Raw genomic sequence first — 23196 nt, 5'->3', positions numbered from 1 at the left:
ACTCACTCGTAGCCCTTCAGCTGACGACCGAGGGCCTGCTGCTTCTCCCGGTTGGCCTGACGCTCCGCGATCGCATGGCGCTTGTCGTAGGACTTCTTGCCCCGCGCGAGACCGATCTCGACCTTCGCCTTGCCGTCCTTGAAGTACAGCGACAGCGGGATGAGCGTGAACCCGCGCTCGCGTACGCGGGAGTCGATGCGGTCGATCTCGTGCTGGTGCAGCAGCATCTTGCGTACGCGCCTGGGCTCGTGGTTGGTCCACGTGCCCTCGGTGTACTCGGGGATGTGCACCCCGTGCAGGTACGCCTCACCCCGGTCGATCTCGCCGAAGCCGTCGACGAGGGACGCGCGTCCGGCGCGCAGCGACTTCACCTCGGTGCCCACGAGCACCAGCCCGGCTTCCCAGGTGTCCTCGATCGCGTAGTCGTACCGCGCCTTACGGTTCTGCGCCACGACCTTGACGCCAGCTTCACGTGCCATGGTCCTCATCCTCCTCCAACACCAAAAGGGGAGTCACGTTGATTTCTCAACGTGACTCCCCTTTCGAAAAGAAGTCCGGCGACGTCCTACTCTCCCACAACCTCGCGATTGCAGTACCATCGGCGCTGTGAGGCTTAACTTCCGGGTTCGGAATGGGACCGGGTGTTTCCCTCACGCTATGGCCGCCGTAACACTATGGAATTCGAACACGCCCCCGACCACACCCGAAAAACCGGGGTGACCATGGGGTCGTTCGTGGTTCCAGAACCACACAGTGGACGCGCAACACTTCCTTGAGCACACGATTTGATGACCCTAGAGGTGTGATGTGTGACAAGCCCTCGGCCTATTAGTACCGGTCGGCTAGGCATCACTGCTGTACACCTCCGGCCTATCAACCCAGTCGTCTACTGGGGGCCTTACCCCACAAGGGGTGGGAAACCTCATCTTGAAACGTGCTTCCCGCTTAGATGCTTTCAGCGGTTATCACTTCCGAACGTAGCCAACCAGCCGTGCTCTTGGCAGAACAACTGGCACACCAGAGGTTCGTCCATCCCGGTCCTCTCGTACTAGGGACAGCCTTTCTCAAGTTTCCTACGCGCGCGGCGGATAGGGACCGAACTGTCTCACGACGTTCTAAACCCAGCTCGCGTGCCGCTTTAATGGGCGAACAGCCCAACCCTTGGGACCTACTCCAGCCCCAGGATGCGACGAGCCGACATCGAGGTGCCAAACCATCCCGTCGATATGGACTCTTGGGGAAGATCAGCCTGTTATCCCCGGGGTACCTTTTATCCGTTGAGCGACGCCGCTTCCACATGCCAGCGCCGGATCACTAGTTCCGACTTTCGTCCCTGCTCGAGGTGTCACTCTCACAGTCAAGCTCCCTTGTGCACTTACACTCGAAACCTGATTGCCAACCAGGCTGAGGGAACCTTTGAGCGCCTCCGTTACCATTTAGGAGGCAACCGCCCCAGTTAAACTACCCATCAGGCACTGTCCCTGATCCAGATAATGGACCTAGGTTAGACATCTAGTACGACCAGAGTGGTATTTCAACGATGACTCCACACACACTGGCGTGTGCGCTTCACAGTCTCCCACCTATCCTACACAAGCCGAACCAAACACCAATACCAAACTATAGTAAAGGTCCCGGGGTCTTTCCGTCCTGCCGCGCGTAACGAGCATCTTTACTCGTAGTGCAATTTCGCCGAGTCCATGGTTGAGACAGCGCCCAAGTCGTTACTCCATTCGTGCAGGTCGGAACTTACCCGACAAGGAATTTCGCTACCTTAGGATGGTTATAGTTACCACCGCCGTTTACTGGGGCTTAAGTTCTGCGCTTCGCAACCAAAAGCTGCTAACACGTCCCCTTAACCTTCCAGCACCGGGCAGGAGTCAGTCCGTATACATCGTCTTTCAACTTCGCACGGACCTGTGTTTTTAGTAAACAGTCGCTTGGGCCTGGTCTCTGCGGCCATCAACGCTTACCACCGCGAGGGTGTTCACGCATCCGGCCCCCCTTCTCCCGAAGTTACGGGGGCATTTTGCCGAGTTCCTTAACCATGGTTCACTCGATCGCCTTGGTATTCTCTACCTGATCACCTGAGTCGGTTTGGGGTACGGGCGGCGCACAGCTCGCTAGAGGTTTTTCTCGACAGCATAGGATCACCAGCTTCACCCATACGGGCTCCCCATCAGGTCTCAGGCACAAGAGCAGCGGATTTACCTACTGCTCGCCCTACACCCTTAGCCGTGGACAACCATCGCCACGGACTGGCTACCTTCCTGCGTCACCCCATCGCTTGACTACTACCGGATCGGGTCGTGCGCATCCCTCCAACTGTCCCGAAGGATCTGTGGAGTTCAGGGCACTTAGCATCACCGGCCTCGTCATGGGCGCTGCTTTGCCGGTACGGGAATATCAACCCGTTGTCCATCGACTACGCCTGTCGGCCTCGCCTTAGGTCCCGACTTACCCAGGGCAGATTAGCTTGACCCTGGAACCCTTGATCATTCGGCGCCAATGTTTCTCACATTGGATTCGCTACTCATGCCTGCATTCTCACTCGTGTGGCGTCCACGGCTCGATCACTCGACCGCTTCACCCCCCACACGACGCTCCCCTACCCATCCACACCACTGGACCCAGGAAAACCCGGGCCGATGATCCCAACAAAGGGAGTGTGAATGCCATAGCTTCGGCGGATGACTTGAGCCCCGCTACATTGTCGGCGCAGAATCACTTGACCAGTGAGCTATTACGCACTCTTTCAAGGATGGCTGCTTCTAAGCCAACCTCCTGGTTGTCTCTGCGACTCCACATCCTTTTCCACTTAGTCACCGCTTAGGGGCCTTAGCTGATGGTCTGGGCTGTTTCCCTCTCGACTACGGAGCTTATCCCCCGCAGTCTCACTGCCGCGCTCTCACTTGTCGGCATTCGGAGTTTGGTTGATTTCGGTAAGCTTGTGGGCCCCCTAGACCATCCAGTGCTCTACCTCCGGCAAGAAACACACGACGCTGCACCTAAATGCATTTCGGGGAGAACCAGCTATCACGGAGTTTGATTGGCCTTTCACCCCTATCCACAGGTCATCCCCCAGGTTTTCAACCCTGGTGGGTTCGGTCCTCCACGCGGTCTTACCCGCGCTTCAACCTGCCCATGGATAGATCACTCCGCTTCGGGTCTAGATCGTGCTACTCAAACGCCCTGTTCGGACTCGCTTTCGCTACGGCTTCCCACCACTGGTTAACCTCGCAACACAACGCTAACTCGCAGGCTCATTCTTCAAAAGGCACGCCGTCACACACACGAATGCGCGCTCCGACGGATTGTAGGCACATGGTTTCAGGTACTATTTCACTCCCCGCCAGGGGTACTTTTCACCTTTCCCTCACGGTACTTGTCCGCTATCGGTCACCAAGGAGTATTTAGGCTTAACGGGTGGTCCCGCCAGATTCACACGGAATTTCAGGGGTTCCGTGTTACTTGGGGTCACGATCCGGAGTCCAGAACTTACGTCTACGGGGCTCTCACCCTCTACGGCCGGGCTTCCCAACCCGGTTCGACCTCATCCTGGATTTCTTACTCCGCGCCTGTACGGCAGCACAGACAAATCGGCCCCACAACCCTCACACCGCAACGCCTGCCGGCTATCACACGATGCAAGTTTGGCCTCATCCGATTTCGCTCGCCACTACTTTCGGAATCACTCTTGTTTTCTCTTCCTGTGGGTACTGAGATGTTTCACTTCCCCACGTTCCCTCCAACTGCTCTATGTGTTCAAGCAGAGGTAACTGGACATGACTCCAGCTGGGTTTCCCCATTCGGACATCCCCGGATCACAGCTCGGTTGCCAACTCCCCAGGGCTTATCGCAGGCTCCTACGTCCTTCATCGGCTCTTGGTGCCAAGGCATCCACCATGTGCCCTTAGTAGCTTGTCAAACAACACACCACTAAAGACATCAAACAAATATTGCTACAAGATGCTCGCGTCCACTGTGAAGTTCTCAAACAACAAACGACACCCCCACACACCACATCAGCGACATGCGTAAGGCCCGCACTGAAACACCAGACAAACGCCTGATCCTTCAGGACCCAACAGTGTGCCCACACCCACCCCACCGGACGAACGACCCCGAGGTTCCACACCCACACGGACGAACCGCACGAGTAGTACTGACAAGACCGCGCCACACGAGGCACGACGTGAATAGTCGACGATTCCACTACTGAGCCCCCCGCACCGACAGACACTCGCTGCCGCAATGCGGGAAACCTGGACACCACACGCCCCCACACGGGAACGCCGATGCCAGATGTGCTCCTTAGAAAGGAGGTGATCCAGCCGCACCTTCCGGTACGGCTACCTTGTTACGACTTCGTCCCAATCGCTCGCCCCACCTTCGACGGCTCCCCCCTCAAAGAGGTTGGGCCACCGGCTTCGGGTGTTGCCAACTTTCGTGACGTGACGGGCGGTGTGTACAAGGCCCGGGAACGTATTCACCGCAGCGTTGCTGATCTGCGATTACTAGCGACTCCGACTTCATGGGGTCGAGTTGCAGACCCCAATCCGAACTGAGACCGGCTTTTTGGGATTCGCTCCACCTTACGGTATCGCAGCCCTTTGTACCGGCCATTGTAGCATGCGTGAAGCCCTGGGCATAAGGGGCATGATGATTTGACGTCATCCCCACCTTCCTCCGAGTTGACCCCGGCAGTCTCTTATGAGTCCCCACCATGACGTGCTGGCAACATAAGACGAGGGTTGCGCTCGTTGCGGGACTTAACCCAACATCTCACGACACGAGCTGACGACAACCATGCACCACCTGTATACGAGTGTCCAAAGAGCCTGCTGTCTCCAACAGGTTCTCGCATATGTCAAACCCAGGTAAGGTTCTTCGCGTTGCATCGAATTAATCCGCATGCTCCGCCGCTTGTGCGGGCCCCCGTCAATTCCTTTGAGTTTTAGCCTTGCGGCCGTACTCCCCAGGCGGGGCGCTTAATGCGTTAGCTGCGGCACGGAACTCGTGGAATGAGTCCCACACCTAGCGCCCAACGTTTACGGTGTGGACTACCAGGGTATCTAATCCTGTTCGCTCCCCACACTTTCGCTCCTCAGCGTCAGGTAATGCCCAGAGAACCGCCTTCGCCACCGGTGTTCCTCCTGATATCTGCGCATTTCACCGCTACACCAGGAATTCCATTCTCCCCTGCATACCTCTAGTCAGCCCGTATCGGAAGCAGGCACGGAGTTAAGCCTCGTGTTTTCACTCCCGACGCGACTGACCGCCTACGAGCCCTTTACGCCCAATAATTCCGGACAACGCTCGCACCCTACGTATTACCGCGGCTGCTGGCACGTAGTTGGCCGGTGCTTCTTCTTCCACTACCGTCACTTGCGCTTCGTCATGGATGAAAGAGGTTTACAACCCGAAGGCCGTCATCCCTCACGCGGCGTTGCTGGATCAGGCTTTCGCCCATTGTCCAATATTCCCCACTGCTGCCTCCCGTAGGAGTCTGGGCCGTGTCTCAGTCCCAGTGTGGCCGGTCACCCTCTCAGGCCGGCTACCCGTCGTCGCCTTGGTAGGCCATTACCCCACCAACAAGCTGATAGGCCGCGAGCTCATCCTCCACCGCCAGAACTTTCCACCACCACCCGATGCCGGGAGTGGTCATATCCGGTATTAGCCACCGTTTCCGATGGTTATCCCAGAGTGAAGGGCAGATTGCTCACGTGTTACTCACCCGTTCGCCGCTCGTGTACCCCCGAAGGGGCCTTACCGCTCGACTTGCATGTGTTAAGCACGCCGCCAGCGTTCGTCCTGAGCCAGGATCAAACTCTCCGTTGAAAAAACCATAACCACAAACGCGGCATATGATCGCATACAACAGTCGCCGATCAACACTCCAAAGAGCGAGAACCGACGAGGCAAATACAAACTAATTCGTCGACTTTTAGCACACTGTTGAGTTCTCAAGAATCAGACACCCCGCCAGACCCCACCACAAGTGGACCCCATCCGAAGCAACCCGACCAAACTTACCTGCCGTGCGGGTCCCGGTCAAACCGAGGATCCTGGCCGTTCGTGGTGCCGGGAGTCGAGCCACTCAGCGAGTCGTGCTTGCTGGGTGATGCTCGAGCTGGTGCTGCCCGGGCCGATCACCCGACCTTCAGGTCGTGCTCTCCGCCGCTCCGTGGCAACGAGATGAAACTTTAGCGGCACCTGCCCGACACATGCAAACCGGGGGGTCCGGATGCGGGTCGCTGGTCCGTACGAGTGAGGGCAGAGCCCCGGCGTACGGCCTCAGAGGTAGCCCAACGGGTCCACGGCCGTGCCGTTGCGGAGCACCGTGAAGTGCAGGTGGCAGCCGGTGGACCATCCGGTGTCGCCGACGTACCCGATCACCTGGCCCCGCGAGACGTTCTGCCCCGCGCTCACGGTGTAGCGCGACGCGTGGTTGTAGATCGTCGCGATGCCGGCGCCGCCGATCAGTCCGTGGTCCACGATCAGCCGGTTGCCGTACGCGGTCTGGAAGTAGCGGGAGACCACCTGCCCGGACGCGGCCGCCCGGATCGGGACCCCGCAGCGCCCCGCGCCGTAGTCCACGCCGTCGTGGAAGGAGCGGTAGCCGTAGATCGGGTGGGTGCGGTAGCCGAAGCTCGAGGTGAGGTATCCGTCGACCGGTGGCGCGAGCAGCCCGCCGCTGGAACCACCGGACCCGCCGGAGCCACCCGAGCCACCCGAGCCACCTGAGCCACCGCCGTTGCTCCGCGACCGGTTCGCGCTGCGTGCCTCGGCGGCTGCCCTGCGTTTCGCGGCTGCCTCGGCCGCGGCCTCCTCGGCCGCGGCCTCCTCGGCTGCCCGCCGGCGTGCCTCGGCCGCCCGACGGCGCAGCAGGTCCCCGATGCGGTCGCGCTCCTGCTCGAGCTCGCTCAGCATGGCCAGGTCACGCTGCTTGGCCTGCTCCGCCTTCGCCTGCGCCGCCTCCCGGGCCTCCACGAAGGTGGCGACCTCCTCGGCGTACGCGACCGCCTGGGCCTCGAGGGTCTCGATGCGCCGGAGGTTCGCCGCCGCGGCTGCCCGCCGGGCCGCGACCTGCTGCTTGAACTCCGCCACCTGCTCCTCGGTGACGGTCAGCAGCACCTCGGTGGCGCGCAGCCGGTCGAGACCGGTGAGCTCCTTGTCGAGGAGGTTGCGGGCGGTGTTCAGCTGCACCGTCACGGTGGAGACGTCGCGAGCGTTGAACAGCGCGGTCAGTCGCATCAGCTGGGTGTCGGCCGCCTGGTAGGACGAGGCGGCCAACGATCCGAGCCTGCCGCGGCGCCGATCGAGCTTGCGGCGTTCCTCGCGCAGCTCGGCACGTGCCTGCTGCAACGCCGCTACCGCCTCGTCCAGCTCGCGCTGCATCTGCTGGTCGATCACCTCCGCGGCGGTGAGCTCGGCCCGGGCGCTGCTGAGGCGACGTTCGGCGTCGTCGAGACGCCCCTCGGCCTCCATCAGCGCGGCGGTTGCCCGCTGCAGGCCGGAGCTGGTCTCCTCCAGCTCGTCCTGCGCGGCGGCGATGTCCTCGTCGTTGGACCGCTTGCGGTCGTCGAGGTCACCGGCCGTGGCCGCGCCCGGGCCGTCCGCGACAGGGACGAGCGCCGGGCCGGCGACGACGAGCAGGGGCGCCAGGGTCACCACGACGTACGCGCTCACGCCACGCCGTCTGCGCGCAGGCGTGCCTGGGGAAGGGGAAGTGCTCACGGGTGTCCTGACTCGGGGGGAAGAGGAACCGCTCCTCGCCACGGTAGGGCGCCCGCGTCACACCTTGAGGTATTTGCGCGTCATCACGAGTGTCGGGACCAGCGCGAGGACGGCGCCGACGGCGCCGACGTACGCGATCGCGGAGAAGGCGTCCTCCCACCCGATCCAGGCGATCAGGTCCGAGCCGGGGACAAGGACGCCGTAGACGACGTAGTGCATGAAGGCCACGAGGGCGCCCGCTGCGAGGGCCACCCCGAGGAGTGCGGCGAGGAAGGACTCCAGCACGAACGGCAGCTGGATGTAGGCCCGCGACGCCCCCACCAGACGCATGATGCCGATCTCGCGACGGCGTGAGTAGACGGCCATGCGGATCGTGTTGCCCACCTGCAGCATGGCCGCGACGAGCAGGCAGCCGGCGATGCCGATGGCCCCCCACTTGAAGGCGTCCATCCAGAAGTAGAGCGGTTTCAGCACGTCGCGCAGGTCCCGCACCGTGTCGACGCCGGGCAGCGAGAGCAAGGCCGACTCGATGCCGGCGAAACGCTGCGGGTCCTTCAGCTGCACCCAGTAGGAGACCTGGAGGTCACGGGGCTTCACGGTCTGGAAGATGCGCTGGCGCGACTCCGCCTTGCCGGAGTAGATCTCCTGGAACTTGCGGTACGCCTCGGCCTTGGACTCGACGTACCAGTCGGCGACCTGGGGGTTGGACTCCAGCTCCGCCTCCACGGCCTCGCGTTGCGCGGCCGTGGCCTCACCGTCCAGGCAGGTCGCGCCGACGGAGTTGTCGTTGCACAGGAAGGCGGTGATCTGCAGCCGGGACCCGAGGTACTCCTCGGCCTTGTCGGCCTGGCTGTTGAGCAGCAGCCCCATGCCGACCAGCGTCAGGGACACGAAGATCGTGACGACGAGCGAGATCGTCATCGTCAGGTTGCGCCGCAGCACGGTGCCTAGCTCGGAGAACACGTAGGAGAACTGCAACGGACCTCCTCAGCCCTGGCCGTCGGTGCCGTAGACACCGCGGGAGTGGTCACGCACCAAGCGGCCGTGGGACAGCTCGATGACGCGCTTGCGCATCTGGTCGACCACGCCGGAGTCGTGCGTGGCCATCACCACCGTCGTGCCGGTGCGGTTGATGCGGTCGAGCAGCTTCATGATGCCGACCGACGTCGTCGGGTCCAGGTTGCCGGTCGGCTCGTCGGCGATCAGGATGCGCGGCCGGTTCACGAAGGCCCTGGCGATCGCGACCCGCTGCTGCTCGCCGCCGGAGAGCTGGTCGGGCAGCGACTTCGCCTTGCCCTCCAGCCCCACCATCTCGAGTGTCTCAGGCACCAGGCGCTTGACCTCCTTGCGCGGCGTGCCGATGACCTGCAGGGCGAAGGCGACGTTGTCGCGGACGTTCTTCGTCGGCAGCAGACGGAAGTCCTGGAAGACCGTGCCGACCTCCCGGCGCAGCTTCGGCACCCGCCAGGAGGACATGCGCGCCACGTCGCGCCCGTCGACCCAGACCTTGCCGCTCGTGGGCCGGTCCTCGCGCAGGATCAGCTTCAACAGCGTCGACTTGCCCGACCCCGAGGCGCCCACGACGAAGACGAACTCACCCTCGGCGACCTCGACGTCGATGTCCTCGAGGGCAGGGCGGCTCTGGCCCTTGTAGGCCTTGGTGACCTGCTCGAATCGGATCACGGGTGTCGGTGGCTCCACCTGCTCGGGGCGTCTCGAGGCGCTCTGGACGGCCATCGATGACGGGGTGTCGACGGGCAGCCGACGGGTCGGGATCGAGGATCCGGCGGCGCTCGGAGTCTAGGCGAGCACGCCTAGGGTGTCGGGGTGCCTCGCCGTCGTACGCTCCGCCGCGGCGCCGCCGTCGCCACCGCGACCGTCGCGCTCGCCGGCTGCAGCGTGCTCGGTGGCGAGCAGGACTCATCGACGGACGCACCGCGTCCGCGCACCGAGGCGCCGACGTCGACGAGCGGCGGGGCGGACCAGGACCCGGCGGCACGTCTGACCGAGCTCGCGAGGGCCGCGGATCTCGCCCGGGTCGACTTCTGCGAGCTGCTCGAGGTGGACGAGGTGCGGCGTACGCTCGGCCTCCGCCGAGGGACGCCGCTGCCGGCGTTGCAGCGCACCGTGCCCGGCGACCCGGTCGCGATCGAGACCTCGGCCGGGACGACGTCGCAACCGGTGGCGGAGTACGGCTGCCGGTGGGAGCTGCGCGACGGCGTCGTCCCCGGCCGGGCGCCGGGCGCCCGGGCCGCAGCCGTCACCGTGTTCGCCCCCGTCGTCAGCCCCCGCCGCGGCGTGGTGCTCACGCGCGCCGTCCGTGCCCGCGAGGACTGCGAGGAGCTGGCGGACCTGCCGAGGGTCGGCGTGCAGGCCGTCACCACCACCTGCGGCGACGGGCAGCTGCGCTCCGAGGGCCGCGTCGGCGACACCTGGATCGCGTGCGAGGTCGAGCGCCAGGACCTCACCGCCGAGGAGGGACCGCAGGCGCTGGAATCCCAGCTCGTGGCGTGGTGCCTGCACGCCCTCGAGCAGCTCGACACCCGCGCCGGCTGAACGGGCACGATCAGGCGTCGGCACCTCGACGCCAGCGGATGCCCGCCTCAAGGAAGGCGTCGATCTCACCGTCGAGCACGCCCTGGGTGTTGCCCGACTCCTGCTCGGTGCGCAGGTCCTTGACCATCTGGTACGGGTGCATGACGTACGAGCGCATCTGGTCGCCCCACGAGCCCTGCACGTCGCCGCGCAGGGCGTCGATCTCGGCGCGCTCCTCGGCCCGCTTCAGCGCCAGCAGCTTGGCCTTGAGGATGACCATCGCCGAGGCCTTGTTCTGCAGCTGGGACTTCTCGTTCTGGCACGAGACCACCGTGCCGGTGGGGATGTGCGTGAGGCGTACGGCCGAGTCGGTCGTGTTGACCGACTGACCGCCCGGGCCCGAGGAGCGATAGACGTCGACGCGGATCTCCTCGTCGGGGACGTCGATCTCGTCGGTCTGCTCCAGCACCGGCACGACCTCGACCGCCGCGAAGGAGGTCTGACGGCGGCCCTGGTTGTCGAAGGGGCTGATCCGCACCAGCCGGTGGGTGCCCATCTCGACGCTGAGGGTGCCGTACGCGTACGGGGAGTGCACCGCGAAGGTCGCGGACTTCAGCCCGGCCTCCTCGGCGTAGGAGGTGTCGAAGACCTCGACCGGGTAGTCATTGCGCTCGGCCCAGCGCACGTACATGCGCATCAGCATCTCGGCGAAGTCGGCCGCGTCGACACCGCCGGCCCCGGAACGGATCGTCACGAGCGCCTCGCGCTCGTCGTACTCGCCGTTGAGCAGGGTGCGGACCTCCATCGACTCGACCAGCTTGTGCAGCCGTCGCACCTCGGCCTCGGCCTCGGCGAGGGAGTCGGCGTCACCCTCCTCGCGGGCGAGCTCGACCAGCACGTCGACGTCGTCGAGGCGGCCCTCCAGGGAGGTGAAGCGCTCGAGCTGTCCCTGCAGGGTCGACAGGCGGCCGGTGACCCGCTGCGCGTTGGCCTGGTCGTCCCACAGATCGGGCGCGGCCACCTGCTCGCCGAGCTCTGCGATCTCCTGCCGCATCTCGTCGGGGTCGAGCACCTGCTCGATCGTGCGGAGGGTCGCGCGCAGCTGCTTGATCTGGGTCTCGAGGTCGGGTGCTGCCACGAGACGGAGCGTACGCGGTGCCCGGGGTCGTCCCGGTCGGTCCCTCTGGGCGCCCGTGTGCGCCGGCATGCGCTGCCCGGCGTACGCGTGGACGCCCGGGTCGGGGGAAGAGATGCTGGGTGAGGACGTGCGCCCGGGGTACGGCCCCCGACCCCGCATCGACTGGAAGGATGGGGACGTGACCACAGCACCCGACGCCACCCTGTTCGCCGACATGGCGAGGATCCTGGAGTCCTCACCCGACGTCGCGAGCACCGCGAGCCGCATCTGCGAGATCGCCCGCGACGCGATCCGCTGCGAGCACGCGGGCATCACGCTGCTCCACGGCCGGCGCCGTCTGGAGACGATCGCGGTGACCGACGAGCTCGTCCGCACCGCCGACGCCCTGCAGCAGGAGATGAACGAGGGCCCGTGCCTGCAGGCGATCTGGGGTCACGACACCCTGGTGGCCGAGGACCTATCCACCGAGGAGCGGTGGCCTGTGTGGGGGCCCAAGGTCGCCGAGCTGGGGATCTCGGCGATCCTCAGCGTCCGTCTCTTCACCCACTCCGAGACCCACGGGGCACTGAACCTGTACGCCTCCGGCACCCGACCTTCAGCGCCGACGACGTCGAGATGGCCAAGATCTACGGGGCGCACGCCTCGGTCGCGCTCGCCGCGGCCCGGGAGGGCGAGCAGCTGCGTGCAGCGGTCGACTCCCGCCACCTGATCGGGCTGGCCCAGGGAATCCTGATGGAGCGGTTCGACATCTCCGTCGACCGCGCCTTCGAGGTGCTGCGCCGCTATTCCCAGACCCGCAACGTCAAGCTGAGGCAGATCGCTGCCGAGGTCGTCGAGCGGCGCGGACTGCAGCTCGACCACACCTGAGTCGACCGGCCCGGACCGGGTCGACCCAGGTGCACCGATCAGGTCGGTTCGGGCACCTGCAGCTCGCCGCGCAGGTCCTTGAGGATGCGCGTCAGCAGCCGTGAGACCTGCATCTGCGTGACGCCGATGTCCTGCGCGATGCGCTCCTGGGTCCACCCCAGGCCGAAGCGCAGGGTGAGGATGCGCCGATCGCGGTCACTGAGCGCCTGCATCGCACTGCCCAGCAGCAGCCTGTTCTCGGCGTGCGCCAGGTCCTGGTCGTCGCTGCGGATGTGGTCTCCGACCGTCGACTCGTCCTCACCGACCGGGAGGTCGAGGGACGCCAGCCGGAAACAGCCGTACGCGCCGAGCGCCTCGATGACCTCGTCGAGGTCGATCTCGAGCTCGGCGGCGATCTCGGTGGGCCGCGCGGCGCGACCGAGACGCTGGGACAGGTCGTTGTTGGCACGGGAGACCCGTGCCTGCAGCTCCTGGATGCGACGGGGCGGGCGTACGACCCAGCCGGAGTCACGGAAGTAGCGCTTGACCTCACCGGTGACGGTGGGGACGGCGTACTGGAGGAAGTCGCTGCCGTAGGTGGGGTCGAAGCCGGCGACGGCCTTGACCATGCCCATGTAGGCGACCTGGCGGAGGTCGTCGACGTCGACGCCCCGGTTGGAGTAGCGCGACGCGATCGCCTCGGCGACCGGCATGTTGGTCTCGACGATCTCGTGGCGCAGGCGGGAACGCTCGTGGTCCGCCTCGCTGGCCACGAGAGCGTCGAAGAGCTCGACGGTGGCCTTGGCGCGGGCGGCGTGCTGGGTGGGACTGGACATCTCGACACTCCTGGTGCGGGCTGTGCAGGCGAAGCGGAGGGCTGGACCTCGCCACTAGCCGACTGCCCTCGGTTGAACACCGCAACCCCACCGAGGGGGCCAGACTTCCGATCCGGTCGAAATGTGTCAGGTCCGTCGCACGTCAGCGGTCCTCAGGGGTGGTGGCGCGTCGTCACGGGGTCTGGACGGGGTCGCCGTCGACGTACACCCAGCGGTGGGCGCGTCGCTCGAACCGGCTGCGCTCGTGCAGGGCGCCCGCTCCCCCGTCGACGTCGTGCCACGTCGCCCGGAACTCGACGACCCCGTGGGTGTCGTCGGGTCCGCCGTCGACCACGTCGAGCACCGTCAGGCCCGTCCAGGTCGTGCCCGGGGTGGCGGTCACCCGGTCCGGACGAGTGCGGGGGTGCCAGGTGCGGAAGAGGTGGTCCTCGCGGCCCGTGGCGTACGCGGCGTAGCGCGAGCGCATCAGCTCCTCGGCCGTCGTCGCCTCCCGAGCGCGGTCGTGCAGCGGGCCGCAGCAGGCGGCGTACGCGGCGGGGCGACCGCAGGGGCACGCGCCGGCGGCGGCACCGAGAGGGGTCGAGGTCGTCATGCGGCCTTCCTACCCGCCTCCGAGGGCTCAGCCGAGAGATGCCTGCGCCGCACCGGTCGCGGTGACGCGCACGGAGTCGGCCACGCCCGGCACCCCGAGCGGCAGGTCGAGCATGCCGCTGACCTGCACGGTCACCTCGTCACCGGTCGCGGAGACGGTCCAGTCGAGCCCCTCGACGTCGGTGGCGGCGCGGGCGAGGTAGGCGCCGACCTGCTGCTGCGCCGCGGCGTCGCTGAGCGGCAGGGACTCCCCCACACCCTGGGCGTACAGGGTGTCGAGGTCGACGGCGTCGGCCGCGGCGAGCGCGGCGCCGTCAGCGAGGTTCGCGAGTCGCTGGCGCTGCAGATAGGCCGCGGAGGCGTCGACGACCACGGCGACCAGGGTGGCGACGACGAGGAAGAAGCCCACCACCAGCACCGTGACCTGGCCGCGCTCGTCAGCGGCACGACCGCGGGCGGCCGCTGGGGCGCTCATCGGCTCTCCTGGAAGTCGCCGAGCGGGGTCAGCTGGGTGCTGCTCACCGAGACGCTCGGCTGCTCACCGAACATCGCCGGCAGCAGCGGGAGCGGGACCGCGGTCGTCACCGTGACCTCGACGACCGAGCCGGGCACCAGGCACGACGGACTGCAGGAGGTCGACACCGCAGCACGATCGGAGTCGACCCCCTGATCGGCCAAGGTCAGCTCGACCGTCGCCCGCGCCCGGCTGTCCGCGGTGGCGGTGTCGGGAGCGAGCGCGAACGCACGGCCGGCGGCCTGGGAGGCGGAGGTGACGGCGTACGCGGCGCGCTGGGTCTCGAAGACGGTCAGCACCACGTACAGCAGGGGCACCAGGAGCAGGACCACGAGCCAGGTGAGCTCCACCAGACCCGAGCCCCGCTCGTCACCGGCCCGGGTCACGGCAGCACCTCCTCGATCGCGCGGGCGTTGCCCGAGACCGGGATGCCGACCGAGCCGATGCCCAGCGGCGGGACCGTGGCCGAGACCTCGACCGACCAGGCCTGTGCCCCGGCCACCGTGGTCGGGGACACCGAGATGCTCGTGCCGAGGTCTCCGCCGAGGACGCCGGAGAGGCGGCTGCGTACGCGGGCCTCGGCGTCGACGGGGCCCCGGTCGTACGCGGCGGCCACCCGGGCTCCTTCGGAGGCGGCCGAGGTGAGGGTGTTGCGTACGTGGAGCACGAGGCCCAGCTGGATCAGTCCGAGGACGAGCGGGACGAGCACCGCCGCCACGAGCACGAAGTCGACGACGGCGACCCCGCTCTCCTCGCGTCGGGGCGTCCTGCGCACCGGTCAGCCGTTGACCGAGGAGAGCGCCGCCTGCAGCATCGCGTTGAGCTGCGGACCTGCGATGGCGGTGAGACCTGCCACCAGACCGGCGGTCATCACGGTGACGAGGACCCAGCCGGGCACGTCACCGCGCTCGTCACGCCGCCGGGCAGCGGCACCGAGGGTGGCGGCGAGGACCAGACGCGCGTACGCGGTCACCACGAGTGTCGTGAAGGAGGAGTTGCGCACCGAGGTGCTCCTTTCTGCAGTGGCGGCGTCGGCCGCCGGGAGGGGTCAGGGGGTCAGCTCCAGGCCGATGAAGCCCGGCCAGAAGGCGAAGACGACGGTCACCGGCAGCACGAGGAACACGACGGGGACCATCATCAGGACCTCGCGGCGCGCGGCCGACTCGATGAGCTGTCGGCGAGCGGCCTCGCGTACGTCGTGGGCCTGGGAGTGGAGCACGTCGGCCAGCGGGGTGCCGCGCTCGACGGACACGGCGAGGGTCTGTGCGAAGCGGGAGACCGGCGGCAGGCCGGAGCGTGCGGCCATCGTCTCGAGAGCGAGCGCGAGGGGGGTGCCCGTGCGGACCTCGCGGAGCACCCAGCCGAGGTCGTCGGAGAAAGCGCCGTCGGAGCGCTCGACGACCCGCGCGAGCGCCGTGACCGGCCCCTCCCCGGCGGCGACGGCGAGAGCCATCAGCTCGGCGAGGACCGGCAGCTCGAGCAGCACCTCGCGTTCGCGACGCTTCACCTGCGAGGACAGGGCGTTCTCCCGGAGCAGCACCCCCAGCACGAAGGCGACGCCGCAGAGCACCAGCAGGGACGGCGTACGCGACGGCGCACGCAAGGCGACCAGGAGAGTGACCTGGCCGGCGACGGCGAGTCCCACCAGCCCCCACACGGCCTGGGAGACCCGGAAGTCGAGCAGGGTCATCTCGGAACCGAGCTGGTCGAGCCGACGCCGCACGGAGTGGCTGCCGCCCATGGTGCGGTCTAGCTGGACGCCGAGACGGTGCACGACGGCGCGCCACCGGGCGGTCCACGAGATCGAGGGCGGGCGGTAGTCGGGGACGACGTCGCGCACGTACGGCAGCACCCGGTCGGCCAGGCTGGGACGACGCGCGGTCAGGACGGTGGCGGCGACCAGCAGCATGCCGGCACCGGCGACGAGGCCGAGGAAGGCTCCAGTGAGGCTCATGCCAGCACCCTCCGCTCGACGGGCAGCCGCCCGATGCGGACCATCAGCCGGTACGCGGCGACGCACAGCGCGGCACCGAACGCCAGCACCGCGACACCACCCGGCGAGGCGTACCGGGCGATGACGTCGGGCTGCGCGCTCAGGAGCAGCAGGACCAGCCACGGGGCTGCGACGGCCAGGCGGGCACCGTTCACGGTCCAGGCCTGGCGGCTCTGCAGCTCGGCGCGCGTACGCACGTCCTCGCGCAGGAACGCGGACAGGTTGCGCAGGAGCCGGCCCAGGTCGCCCCCGCCGACCTCCCGGGCCAGGCGCAGCGTCTCCACCACCCGGTCGCCGACCGGGTCGGCCAGGCGGTCCTTGAGCCGCTCGAGACTCTCGTGGAACCGGCCGCTGGACTGGTGGTCCGCGGCGAAGGCCGCGAACGCGGGCCGCAGGGGCTCGGGGCCGCGCGTCGCGAGGCTCGCGACGGCCTCGGCCAAGGACATGCCGGCGCGCACCCCCGAGGCGAGGTGGTCGACCGCCTCCGGCCACACCTCCGCGAGCTCCCGGGTGCGGCTCGCCGCACGTCCGGCGAGCCACGCGTACGGGAGGTAGCCGGCAGCCGCCGCGAAGACGAGGGCGACGGGCAGGGTGCGGGAGACGAGCAGCACGACGACGAACGAGCCGGTCACGAGCAGGACCGTCAGGGCACGGAACGACGCCGGACCCAACGAGGTGACACCCGCGCGGTCCAGACGCGCGGCGAGGCGACGGGGCGACGCCGCCACGGGGTGCTCCCGAGCGGCGGCGGGGCTCGACCACGCGTGCCAGAGCACGAGGAGTCCCGTGCCGAGCATGAGTCCGACGAGCACACCCATCAGGCGCCCTCCCCCAGCAGCGCCTGGACGTCGATGCCGCGACGCGCGAACCGCTCGGGGTGCGGGGCGGTGCCGCGGCCGCGCACCAACCCGTCCGCGGAGCGGTGGAAGAGCGTCTCGGTCTCGATGGTGCCCGCCTCCACGCGGCCGGGGACGGCGACGACCTCGTTGACGCGGCGTACGCCCTGCTCGTCGACGCCGAGGTGCACGACCACGTCGACGGAGGAGGCCACGGTGGGCACGACGAAGGCGGCCGAGATGTTCTCACCGGCCAGGAGCGGCAGCGTGCACAGCTTGACCAGGGCTTCGCGCGCGGAGTTGGCGTGGAGCGTCGCCATGCCGGGGAGTCCGGAGTTCAGCGCGAGGAGCAGGTCGAGTGACTCGGCGCTGCGCACCTCTCCGACCACGACTCGGCTGGGCCTCATCCGCAACGTCTCGCGCACGAGGTCGCGCAGGGTGACCTCACCGGTGCCCTCGAGGCCGGCCTGCCGTGTCTGCAGTGCGACCCAGTCGCTGTGCCGGAAGCGGAGCTCGAAGACCTCCTCCACGCTGATGACGCGGTCACCGCCCGGGACGGCGCCCGCGAGGCAATTCAGGAAGGTGGTCTTGCCGGCCTGCGTGGCCCCGGCGACGACGATGTTGAGGCCGGCGAGCACGGCCGCGTCGAGGAACGCAGCAGCCGGCTCGGTGAGGCTGCCCATGCTCACGAGCTCGCGCAGCGAGGAGGCGCGTACGACGAACTTGCGGATGTTGACCGCGACGAAACCGCGGGCGATGCCCTCCAGGACGACGTGCAACCGGTGGCCCCCGGGAAGCAGGGCGTCGACGAACGGCTGGCTGATGTCGAGACGACGACCGCTGGTCAGCAGCATGCGCTCGACCAGCTCGAGGACCTGCTCGCGATCGAGCACGACGTCGGTCAGCTCGTGGCGACCACGGCGCGCGATGAACACGCGCGTCGGTTCGTTGATCCAGATCTCCTCGACCTCGGGGTCCTCGAGGAACCGCTGCAGCGGCCCGAGCCCGGCCACGCGGTCGATGAGCTCGGAGACGGTGCCCGCCGGGTCCGCCAACGGCCTGGCCGCACCGGTGACCGCGCGCTCGTCGTGCGCCGCGACGACCGACTCGGCAAGCCGTCGCATGCCGGCGGCGTCGCGGAGCGGGTCGACCCCGTCGCGGCGTACGGCGTGCCGGAGCTGCTCGTCGAGCTGCTCCACGACACCGGTGTCGAGGCCTGCGCTGGTCGTCACTGTTGCTCCCCCGTCTCTCTGACGGGGCAGCACTTTGCCCGGTTTAGACCGATTTGCAAAGTCGGTGTGACGCGTCTGTGGACAACGACGTCGCACCAGTATCACCGCGTCACACGAGTCTCAGACGCCTCATCCACAGGCTCCGCGCGACGGCGCGACTCAGCTGCGCCGCCGCAGGGCCCCGCTGGCGCCGAGCGCGAGGAACACCACGCCGAGTGCCACGTACGTGGTCTCGCCCGCGACCCCGAGGACCAGGAAGACGACGCCGATGATCGTGAAGGCGATCCCGGTGCGGTCTCGGCTGTCGGGTCCCATGTGGTCACCGTACGAAGGGCTCTCGCACCACTGCAAGGACCGAGCAGCTGACCTGACACGATCACCCGGTTCCACCTCTCGCCCCATCGGAGACCCTCCATGCGCACCTGGCTGCTGCTGGTCGGCGCGATCCTCAGCGAGGTGACCGCCACCCTGTCGTTGAAGGCCGCCGTCGACCGACCCGCGTTGTACGCGCTCTCAGCGCTCGGCTTCACCTCCGCCTTCGCCTTCCTCACCCTCGTGCTGCGGCGCGGCACGGGTCTCGGCGTCGCGTACGGGGTCTGGGCCGCCAGCGGCGTCGCCCTCACGGCCGTCCTCTCCGCCGTGCTCCTCGACGAACGCCTCAGCGCCCTCACCGGCGCCGGGATCGCCGTGATCATCGTCGGGGTGCTCGCCGTCGAGATCGGCTCCCAGCAGGCACACACGCGTACGGCCGCCGCCGTCGCCGCCGACACCTGGGGAGAGCCAGGATGACCGTGTGGCTGCTGCTGGGCGGTGCCATTTTCTGCGAGGTCGCCGGCACGCTCTCGCTCCGGGTCGCCGCGATGGGTCGGGCCCGCTGGTACGCGCCTGTGGTCCTCGGCTACCTCGCAGCCTTCACGTTGCTCGCCCTGACCCTCGACGCGGGCATGCCGCTGGGGGTCGCGTACGGCATCTGGGCGGCCACCGGGGTCGCGCTCACCGCGACGGCGTCACGACTGCTGTTCGATGAGCCGCTGACCCCGCTCATGGTCGGCGGGATCGGGCTCATCGTGACCGGCGTGCTGCTCGTCGAGCTCGGCGCCAGCCTCTGAGGGCCGCCACAACGACAGGCCGGATCCCGGTCGGGCAGCACTTGGAACGTTCAGATCCGCGAAGCGCCTGTCGAGATGGCGGGGTGTCGCGCCGTCTGCCTCGGAGCCGGTGACAGGAGTCGAACCCGCGACATCCTCATTACAAGTGAGGCGCTCTACCAACTGAGCTACACCGGCACACCCGTCTCGCAGCCGCACGGGCCCCGACCGGGAGGCCACATCGTACGAGGCGCACTACGCTCGGTGTCGTGCGCATCGTGGCCCGCGGCTCCGACCCGGGGCTCGTCGCGCTGCCGTGGCACCTGCCGCTGGAGGAGTGGGGCGACCCGTACGTCGTGCCCGTCGCCCGGGGCCTGAGCCGCCACGTCGTCCGCATCGTCCGCGTCGGCGGGGTCGTGTGCGCGGTGAAGGAGACCCAGGAGCGGCCGGCCTGGCGCGAGTACGACCTGCTCGGTCGTCTCGGGCGCCTCGACCTGCCGACCGTCGTCCCGCTCGCGGTCGTCACCGACCGCACGAGCGCCGACGGGGAGGACCTCGGTGCCTGCCTCGTCACCCAGTTCCTGCCGCACTCGCTGCCCTACCGCGTGATGTTCAGCCGCGGGCTGCGCAGCGAGAGCATGCCGGCGCTGGTCGACGCCATGGTGGTGCTCCTCGTGCGCCTGCACCTCGACGGGTTCTTCTGGGGCGACGTGTCGCTGTCGAACGTGCTGTTCCGTCGCAGCGCCGGCGAGTTCGCCGCCTATCTCGTCGACGCCGAGACCGGCGACCTGCAGCCGACGCTCTCCACCGGGCAGCGCGAGCACGACCTGGTCGTGGCGAGCGAGAACGTCTTCGGCGAGATGCTGGACCTGCAAGGCGCCGGCCTGATCGACGCCGACCTCGACCTGCTGCCGGTGGTCGAGAGGCTGCGCGAGCAGTACGACGCCCTGTGGGGCGAGCTGACCGCCACCGAGGAGTTCTCCACGGCCGAGATGTGGCGCATCGAGCGGCGCGCAGCCCGCCTCAACGAGCTCGGCTTCGACATCGAGGAGCTCGACATCACCACCGCCGACGCCGGTTCGACGGTGCGCGTACGCCCCCGGGTCGTCGAGGCCGGCCACCACCGCCATGAATTGCGGGGACTGACCGGCCTGGACGTCGAGGAGGCCCAGGCCCGGCGTTTGCTCAACGACCTCGCCTCGTTCACCGCCGCCACCGGCAGCAACGACGAGGACCGCCACGTGGTGGCCTCGGTCTGGCTCAGCGAGGTCTACGAGCCTGTGGTCGGCATGGTGCCGCGCGAGCTCCGCGGACGCCTCGAGCCGGCCGAGGTCTTCCACGAGATCCTCGAGCACCGCTGGTACCTCTCGGAGCGCCACGGCCGCCAGATCGACATCTTCGACACCGCTGCGGACTACGTACGCACCGTGCTCCCCTACCGCAGCACGATGGCGCCGGAGTCCGACGAGATCGACGACGGCGTCGTCCGCGAGCTGCTCTTCGGCGTCTGAGGTCCGACCCGAAGAGCAGCCCGCGTGACGTCACCGGGCCGAGCGACCACCCGGGTCGAACGGTGTCGAGCGCGGATCGGCCGGGTTCGCGCCCAGCCGGATCTCACGGCGGTCGTTGCCCGCGGTGCCGTCGGTGTCACGGTCCATCGGGTCGGTCGGCATCCGCTTGTACGCGGTGTTGCGCTTGCCGAAGATCTCGGCGGCGTCGCGGATGCCGTCGCCGTCGGAGTCCTTGCGGCGCGGGTCGGAGACGAACGTGACCTTGTAGCGCTTGTTGCGGGTGCCCCGCCACTCCCGCCCGTCCTTCAGACCGTCACGGTCGGTGTCGGCGCGCAACGGGTTCGTGCGTACGCCGCGCCGGTCCTTGACCCGGTAGCCCCGCAGCTCGACGTTGTCGCGGATGCCGTCGCGGTCGGTGTCGACCCGCAACGGGTCGGTGCGGAAGTCGAGCACCTCGGTGCCGTCGAGCAGTCGGTCGCCGTCGGTGTCCGGGTTCAGCGGGTCGCTGCCCACGCGCACCTCGCGGCCGTCGAAGAGCCCGTCGTCGTCGGTGTCGGCGTCGAGCGGGTCCGTACGCCGCTCCTGCTCGTCGCCGTCGGTCAGACCGTCGCCGTCGGTGTCGGGGTTCTTGGGGTTGGTGTCGTCGACGACGACCTCCTGACCGTCCTCGATCCCGTCGTCGTCGGTGTCCTTGTCAAACGGGTCGGTGCCGATGACCCTCTCGGTGGTGTCGGGCAGGCCGTCACCGTCGCTGTCCCTGGTGCACATGCTGGCGTCGTCGAGGGGGTCCGAGCCGCAGGCGACCTCATAGCCGTCCAGCTCACCGTCACCGTCGGTGTCGGGGTTGGTCGGGTCGGTGTCGTTCTGCTCCTCCTCGTCGAGGTCCAGGCCGTCGCGGTCGTCGTCGACGTCGGGGTCTGTCGGCGGGTTCGGGTCGGGGTCCGGCGTCGGGTCCGGGTCCGGTGTCGGGCCCGGGTCGAAGCCACCCGCCGGGGCGGTGACCGCAGCGGTCATCGGCGCGACGTCGACGGCGGCCACGGTGACCCCGCCGAGGGTCAGGTCGACCGTCAGCATGGTCGCGTCGGCCTCGGCCGAGGTGCCGTCGGCGGCGACGTCCTGCTCGAACACGCCGGGGGCTCGCAGCGTCAGGCCGAGCAGCGGGTTGTCGGGGGCGGTGAAGGTCATGGACTCCCCGGTCGGCAGACCGGTCGGCTCACCGTCGGGTCCGACGATCTCGAGCACCGCGGGCTCGTACACCACAGCGGCGCCACCGGGGAGCCCCGAGGCGTAGGTGGTGAGCGAGGGCTCCTCGAGCACCTCGACGGAGACCATGTCGGCGAAGAGCGACAGGTCGGCGAGGCCGACGGTCGAGGTCGCCTCGACCACGACGGTCTCGTCGACGGTGTTGAGCAGGTCGCCGATCTCGAGGGCCCGCGTACGGTGCGCCGCCGACGCCGTGCCCGGGAGCCCGACGAGCGAGATCTCAGGACCGCCGGCGTCACTGCCGTCACCGTCGTCACCGCCTGCGCCGGGGATCATGTCGAGCACGTTCAGCACGCCGGCGTCGGCCGTGCGGACGCTGGCGCCGGTGAGCAGACGGGGCGCGTCGGCGAAGTCCTCGTCGCCCGGCCAGCGGGCCGAGCTCATCGTGCGGGAGACGTCGAGCGTGAGCAGCGGGGCCGCCTCGCCCGGGACGCCCTGGTCGCCGTCGCGGTCGACCACCTCGCCGTCGGCCCGCTCGTCGGCCTGGCTCGAGGAGGCGGACAGGATGTCGGTCAGGCTCTGCCCCAGCAGGCCCTCGCCGGCGAGGTTGCGGGCCGAGGACTCCGCCCGCGGCGCCCCGACGGTGCTGAACCCGCCGCGCGCGTCGCCGACGACGATGTCGGCGACCGACGTCGGCAGACCCCCGGGCAGCGGGAGCACGCCGTTGTTGCGGAGTGCCGAGACCCGCAGCAGCTGCGAGGTGGAGCTGGCAGATGCCGGCAGCAGGGTCGTGGCGGCACTCGCCACTCCCGGCTGAGCAGCGGCGACGGGCGCGCCGTCGGCGTACGCGTTCGCAGCTCCCAGCGGGCCCGCGATGAGCCCCGTCACGGCGATGGCCGCCAGACCACGACGGCCGTGGCCGGTCTTCGTTCGAATCATGTCTTCTCCCCCAGTAGGCACTTGCTGACACAACGCAAGCGGGGGATGTTCGGTACGGGAAGGCGGTCCAAGATGACCCGAGCCGGCTAGATAACCAGGCCCGCATGGTGGGGGCGGACTACGCCCGAGCCGGCCCGTCCGTACGCAGGAACTGGTCAGGCCCGGTTCTCGGGAGAGAGCCGGGCCTGACCAGC

22 protein-coding genes, 1 tRNA gene and 3 rRNA genes are annotated in these 23196 nt (G+C 68.0%); 6 read left to right on the top strand and 20 right to left on the bottom strand.

Annotation, left to right across the window (positions count from 1 at the left end):
• Positions 1–2 precede the first annotated feature (2 nt).
• The 7 genes from smpB to ftsE form a co-directional block, all read right to left on the bottom strand.
• Positions 3–479, bottom strand: a complete 477-nt coding sequence (gene smpB / locus KLP28_09950) for an SsrA-binding protein SmpB (protein ID QWC83948.1) — start codon at positions 477–479, stop codon at positions 3–5.
• Between the two features lie 73 nt (positions 480–552).
• Positions 553–669 (bottom strand): 5S ribosomal RNA (gene rrf / locus KLP28_09945).
• Positions 670–808: 139 nt separating this feature from the next.
• A 23S ribosomal RNA gene (locus tag KLP28_09940) occupies positions 809–3927 on the bottom strand.
• 391 nt (positions 3928–4318) lie between these two features.
• A 16S ribosomal RNA gene (locus tag KLP28_09935) occupies positions 4319–5841 on the bottom strand.
• The 16S, 23S and 5S rRNA genes sit together here, the layout of an rRNA operon.
• Before the next feature lie 456 nt (positions 5842–6297).
• On the bottom strand, positions 6298–7692 hold the full coding sequence (locus KLP28_09930) for a peptidoglycan DD-metalloendopeptidase family protein (GenBank protein QWC83947.1): 1395 nt from the start codon (positions 7690–7692) through the stop codon (positions 6298–6300).
• A gap of 105 nt (positions 7693–7797) precedes the next feature.
• Complete coding sequence (ftsX, locus tag KLP28_09925) at positions 7798–8718, bottom strand: permease-like cell division protein FtsX (GenBank protein ID QWC83946.1); 921 nt, start codon at positions 8716–8718, stop codon at positions 7798–7800.
• A gap of 9 nt (positions 8719–8727) precedes the next feature.
• Positions 8728–9423, bottom strand: a complete 696-nt coding sequence (gene ftsE, locus KLP28_09920) for a cell division ATP-binding protein FtsE (protein QWC86911.1) — start codon at positions 9421–9423, stop codon at positions 8728–8730.
• 144 nt (positions 9424–9567) lie between these two features.
• On the opposite strand from ftsE, the gene KLP28_09915 reads away from it, so the two are divergent.
• Positions 9568–10296 carry a hypothetical protein gene (locus KLP28_09915; GenBank protein ID QWC83945.1) on the top strand — a complete coding sequence of 243 codons (729 nt, stop codon included), beginning with the start codon at positions 9568–9570 and terminating at the stop codon, positions 10294–10296.
• A gap of 10 nt (positions 10297–10306) precedes the next feature.
• Here KLP28_09915 and prfB read toward each other — a convergent pair whose 3' ends face one another.
• Positions 10307–11413 (bottom strand): peptide chain release factor 2, encoded by a 1107-nt coding sequence (gene prfB, locus KLP28_09910; protein ID QWC83944.1) that lies wholly within the window; start codon positions 11411–11413, stop codon positions 10307–10309.
• 178 nt (positions 11414–11591) lie between these two features.
• On the opposite strand from prfB, the gene KLP28_09905 reads away from it, so the two are divergent.
• Positions 11592–12122 carry a GAF domain-containing protein gene (locus KLP28_09905; protein QWC83943.1) on the top strand — a complete coding sequence of 177 codons (531 nt, stop codon included), beginning with the start codon at positions 11592–11594 and terminating at the stop codon, positions 12120–12122.
• Positions 12029–12280: an ANTAR domain-containing protein gene (locus KLP28_09900; GenBank protein ID QWC83942.1), complete on the top strand. Its 252-nt coding sequence runs from the start codon at positions 12029–12031 to the stop codon at positions 12278–12280. Before KLP28_09905 ends, KLP28_09900 begins: the two co-directional genes overlap by 94 nt.
• A gap of 38 nt (positions 12281–12318) precedes the next feature.
• Here KLP28_09900 and KLP28_09895 read toward each other — a convergent pair whose 3' ends face one another.
• From KLP28_09895 to KLP28_09850, 10 genes are all read right to left on the bottom strand, one after another.
• A complete protein-coding gene (locus KLP28_09895) occupies positions 12319–13095 on the bottom strand; it encodes a SigB/SigF/SigG family RNA polymerase sigma factor (protein QWC83941.1) in 777 nt (258 codons plus the stop codon).
• Positions 13096–13267: 172 nt separating this feature from the next.
• Positions 13268–13687, bottom strand: a complete 420-nt coding sequence (locus KLP28_09890; GenBank protein ID QWC83940.1) for a hypothetical protein — start codon at positions 13685–13687, stop codon at positions 13268–13270.
• A 27-nt stretch (positions 13688–13714) separates the two neighbouring features.
• On the bottom strand, positions 13715–14161 hold the full coding sequence (locus KLP28_09885) for a hypothetical protein (protein QWC83939.1): 447 nt from the start codon (positions 14159–14161) through the stop codon (positions 13715–13717).
• Complete coding sequence (locus KLP28_09880) at positions 14158–14586, bottom strand: hypothetical protein (GenBank protein ID QWC83938.1); 429 nt, start codon at positions 14584–14586, stop codon at positions 14158–14160. The genes KLP28_09885 and KLP28_09880 overlap by 4 nt, the downstream gene beginning before the upstream one ends.
• A complete protein-coding gene (locus KLP28_09875; protein ID QWC83937.1) occupies positions 14583–14975 on the bottom strand; it encodes a pilus assembly protein in 393 nt (130 codons plus the stop codon). Before KLP28_09875 ends, KLP28_09880 begins: the two co-directional genes overlap by 4 nt.
• A 3-nt stretch (positions 14976–14978) precedes the next feature.
• A complete protein-coding gene (locus tag KLP28_09870) occupies positions 14979–15203 on the bottom strand; it encodes a hypothetical protein (protein QWC87076.1) in 225 nt (74 codons plus the stop codon).
• Between the two features lie 45 nt (positions 15204–15248).
• Entirely contained in the window at positions 15249–16154 is a 906-nt protein-coding gene (locus tag KLP28_09865) for a type II secretion system F family protein (GenBank protein ID QWC83936.1), read from the bottom strand.
• A complete protein-coding gene (locus KLP28_09860; protein ID QWC83935.1) occupies positions 16151–17011 on the bottom strand; it encodes a type II secretion system F family protein in 861 nt (286 codons plus the stop codon). The genes KLP28_09865 and KLP28_09860 overlap by 4 nt, the downstream gene beginning before the upstream one ends.
• Positions 17011–18153, bottom strand: coding sequence for a Flp pilus assembly complex ATPase component TadA (gene tadA, locus KLP28_09855; protein ID QWC86910.1), 1143 nt, complete (start codon positions 18151–18153; stop codon positions 17011–17013). The genes KLP28_09860 and tadA overlap by 1 nt, the downstream gene beginning before the upstream one ends.
• Before the next feature lie 267 nt (positions 18154–18420).
• Positions 18421–18576: a hypothetical protein gene (locus KLP28_09850; GenBank protein QWC83934.1), complete on the bottom strand. Its 156-nt coding sequence runs from the start codon at positions 18574–18576 to the stop codon at positions 18421–18423.
• A gap of 99 nt (positions 18577–18675) precedes the next feature.
• Here KLP28_09850 and KLP28_09845 point away from each other — a divergent pair, with 99 nt between their 5' ends.
• Positions 18676–19050 (top strand): QacE family quaternary ammonium compound efflux SMR transporter, encoded by a 375-nt coding sequence (locus KLP28_09845; protein QWC83933.1) that lies wholly within the window; start codon positions 18676–18678, stop codon positions 19048–19050.
• Positions 19047–19370, top strand: coding sequence for a QacE family quaternary ammonium compound efflux SMR transporter (locus KLP28_09840; protein QWC83932.1), 324 nt, complete (start codon positions 19047–19049; stop codon positions 19368–19370). The genes KLP28_09845 and KLP28_09840 overlap by 4 nt, the downstream gene beginning before the upstream one ends.
• Before the next feature lie 104 nt (positions 19371–19474).
• On the opposite strand, the gene KLP28_09835 is transcribed toward KLP28_09840, so the two are convergent.
• Positions 19475–19547, bottom strand: a tRNA-Thr gene (locus tag KLP28_09835).
• A gap of 71 nt (positions 19548–19618) precedes the next feature.
• Between KLP28_09835 and KLP28_09830 the strand changes: the two genes are divergently transcribed.
• On the top strand, positions 19619–20860 hold the full coding sequence (locus KLP28_09830) for a DUF4032 domain-containing protein (protein QWC83931.1): 1242 nt from the start codon (positions 19619–19621) through the stop codon (positions 20858–20860).
• Positions 20861–20890: 30 nt separating this feature from the next.
• On the opposite strand, the gene KLP28_09825 is transcribed toward KLP28_09830, so the two are convergent.
• Positions 20891–23002 (bottom strand): hypothetical protein, encoded by a 2112-nt coding sequence (locus KLP28_09825; GenBank protein ID QWC83930.1) that lies wholly within the window; start codon positions 23000–23002, stop codon positions 20891–20893.
• Between the last annotated feature and the right edge of the window lie 194 nt (positions 23003–23196).

This window comes from Nocardioidaceae bacterium (assembly GCA_018672315.1).
Taxonomy (GTDB): domain Bacteria; phylum Actinomycetota; class Actinomycetes; order Propionibacteriales; family Nocardioidaceae; genus TYQ2.
The sequence above is the reverse complement of the archived record's forward strand: the minus strand, read 5'-3'. Positions and strand labels throughout refer to the sequence as shown.

What these genes read in the sequence shown, in the direction of transcription:
- KLP28_09900 (QWC83942.1), top strand. Translation starts at nt 12,029, where the DNA reads ATGGCCAAGATCTACGGGGCGCACGCCTCGGTCGCGCTCGCCGCGGCC.
- KLP28_09860 (QWC83935.1), bottom strand. Translation starts at nt 17,011, where the DNA reads ATGGGTGTGCTCGTCGGACTCATGCTCGGCACGGGACTCCTCGTGCTC.
- smpB (QWC83948.1), bottom strand. Translation starts at nt 479, where the DNA reads ATGGCACGTGAAGCTGGCGTCAAGGTCGTGGCGCAGAACCGTAAGGCG.
- KLP28_09850 (QWC83934.1), bottom strand. Translation starts at nt 18,576, where the DNA reads ATGGGACCCGACAGCCGAGACCGCACCGGGATCGCCTTCACGATCATC.
- KLP28_09895 (QWC83941.1), bottom strand. Translation starts at nt 13,095, where the DNA reads ATGTCCAGTCCCACCCAGCACGCCGCCCGCGCCAAGGCCACCGTCGAG.
- KLP28_09865 (QWC83936.1), bottom strand. Translation starts at nt 16,154, where the DNA reads ATGAGCCTCACTGGAGCCTTCCTCGGCCTCGTCGCCGGTGCCGGCATG.
- KLP28_09885 (QWC83939.1), bottom strand. Translation starts at nt 14,161, where the DNA reads ATGAGCGCCCCAGCGGCCGCCCGCGGTCGTGCCGCTGACGAGCGCGGC.
- KLP28_09825 (QWC83930.1), bottom strand. Translation starts at nt 23,002, where the DNA reads ATGATTCGAACGAAGACCGGCCACGGCCGTCGTGGTCTGGCGGCCATC.
- tadA (QWC86910.1), bottom strand. Translation starts at nt 18,153, where the DNA reads ATGCGACGGCTTGCCGAGTCGGTCGTCGCGGCGCACGACGAGCGCGCG.
- KLP28_09890 (QWC83940.1), bottom strand. Translation starts at nt 13,687, where the DNA reads ATGACGACCTCGACCCCTCTCGGTGCCGCCGCCGGCGCGTGCCCCTGC.
- KLP28_09840 (QWC83932.1), top strand. Translation starts at nt 19,047, where the DNA reads ATGACCGTGTGGCTGCTGCTGGGCGGTGCCATTTTCTGCGAGGTCGCC.
- KLP28_09845 (QWC83933.1), top strand. Translation starts at nt 18,676, where the DNA reads ATGCGCACCTGGCTGCTGCTGGTCGGCGCGATCCTCAGCGAGGTGACC.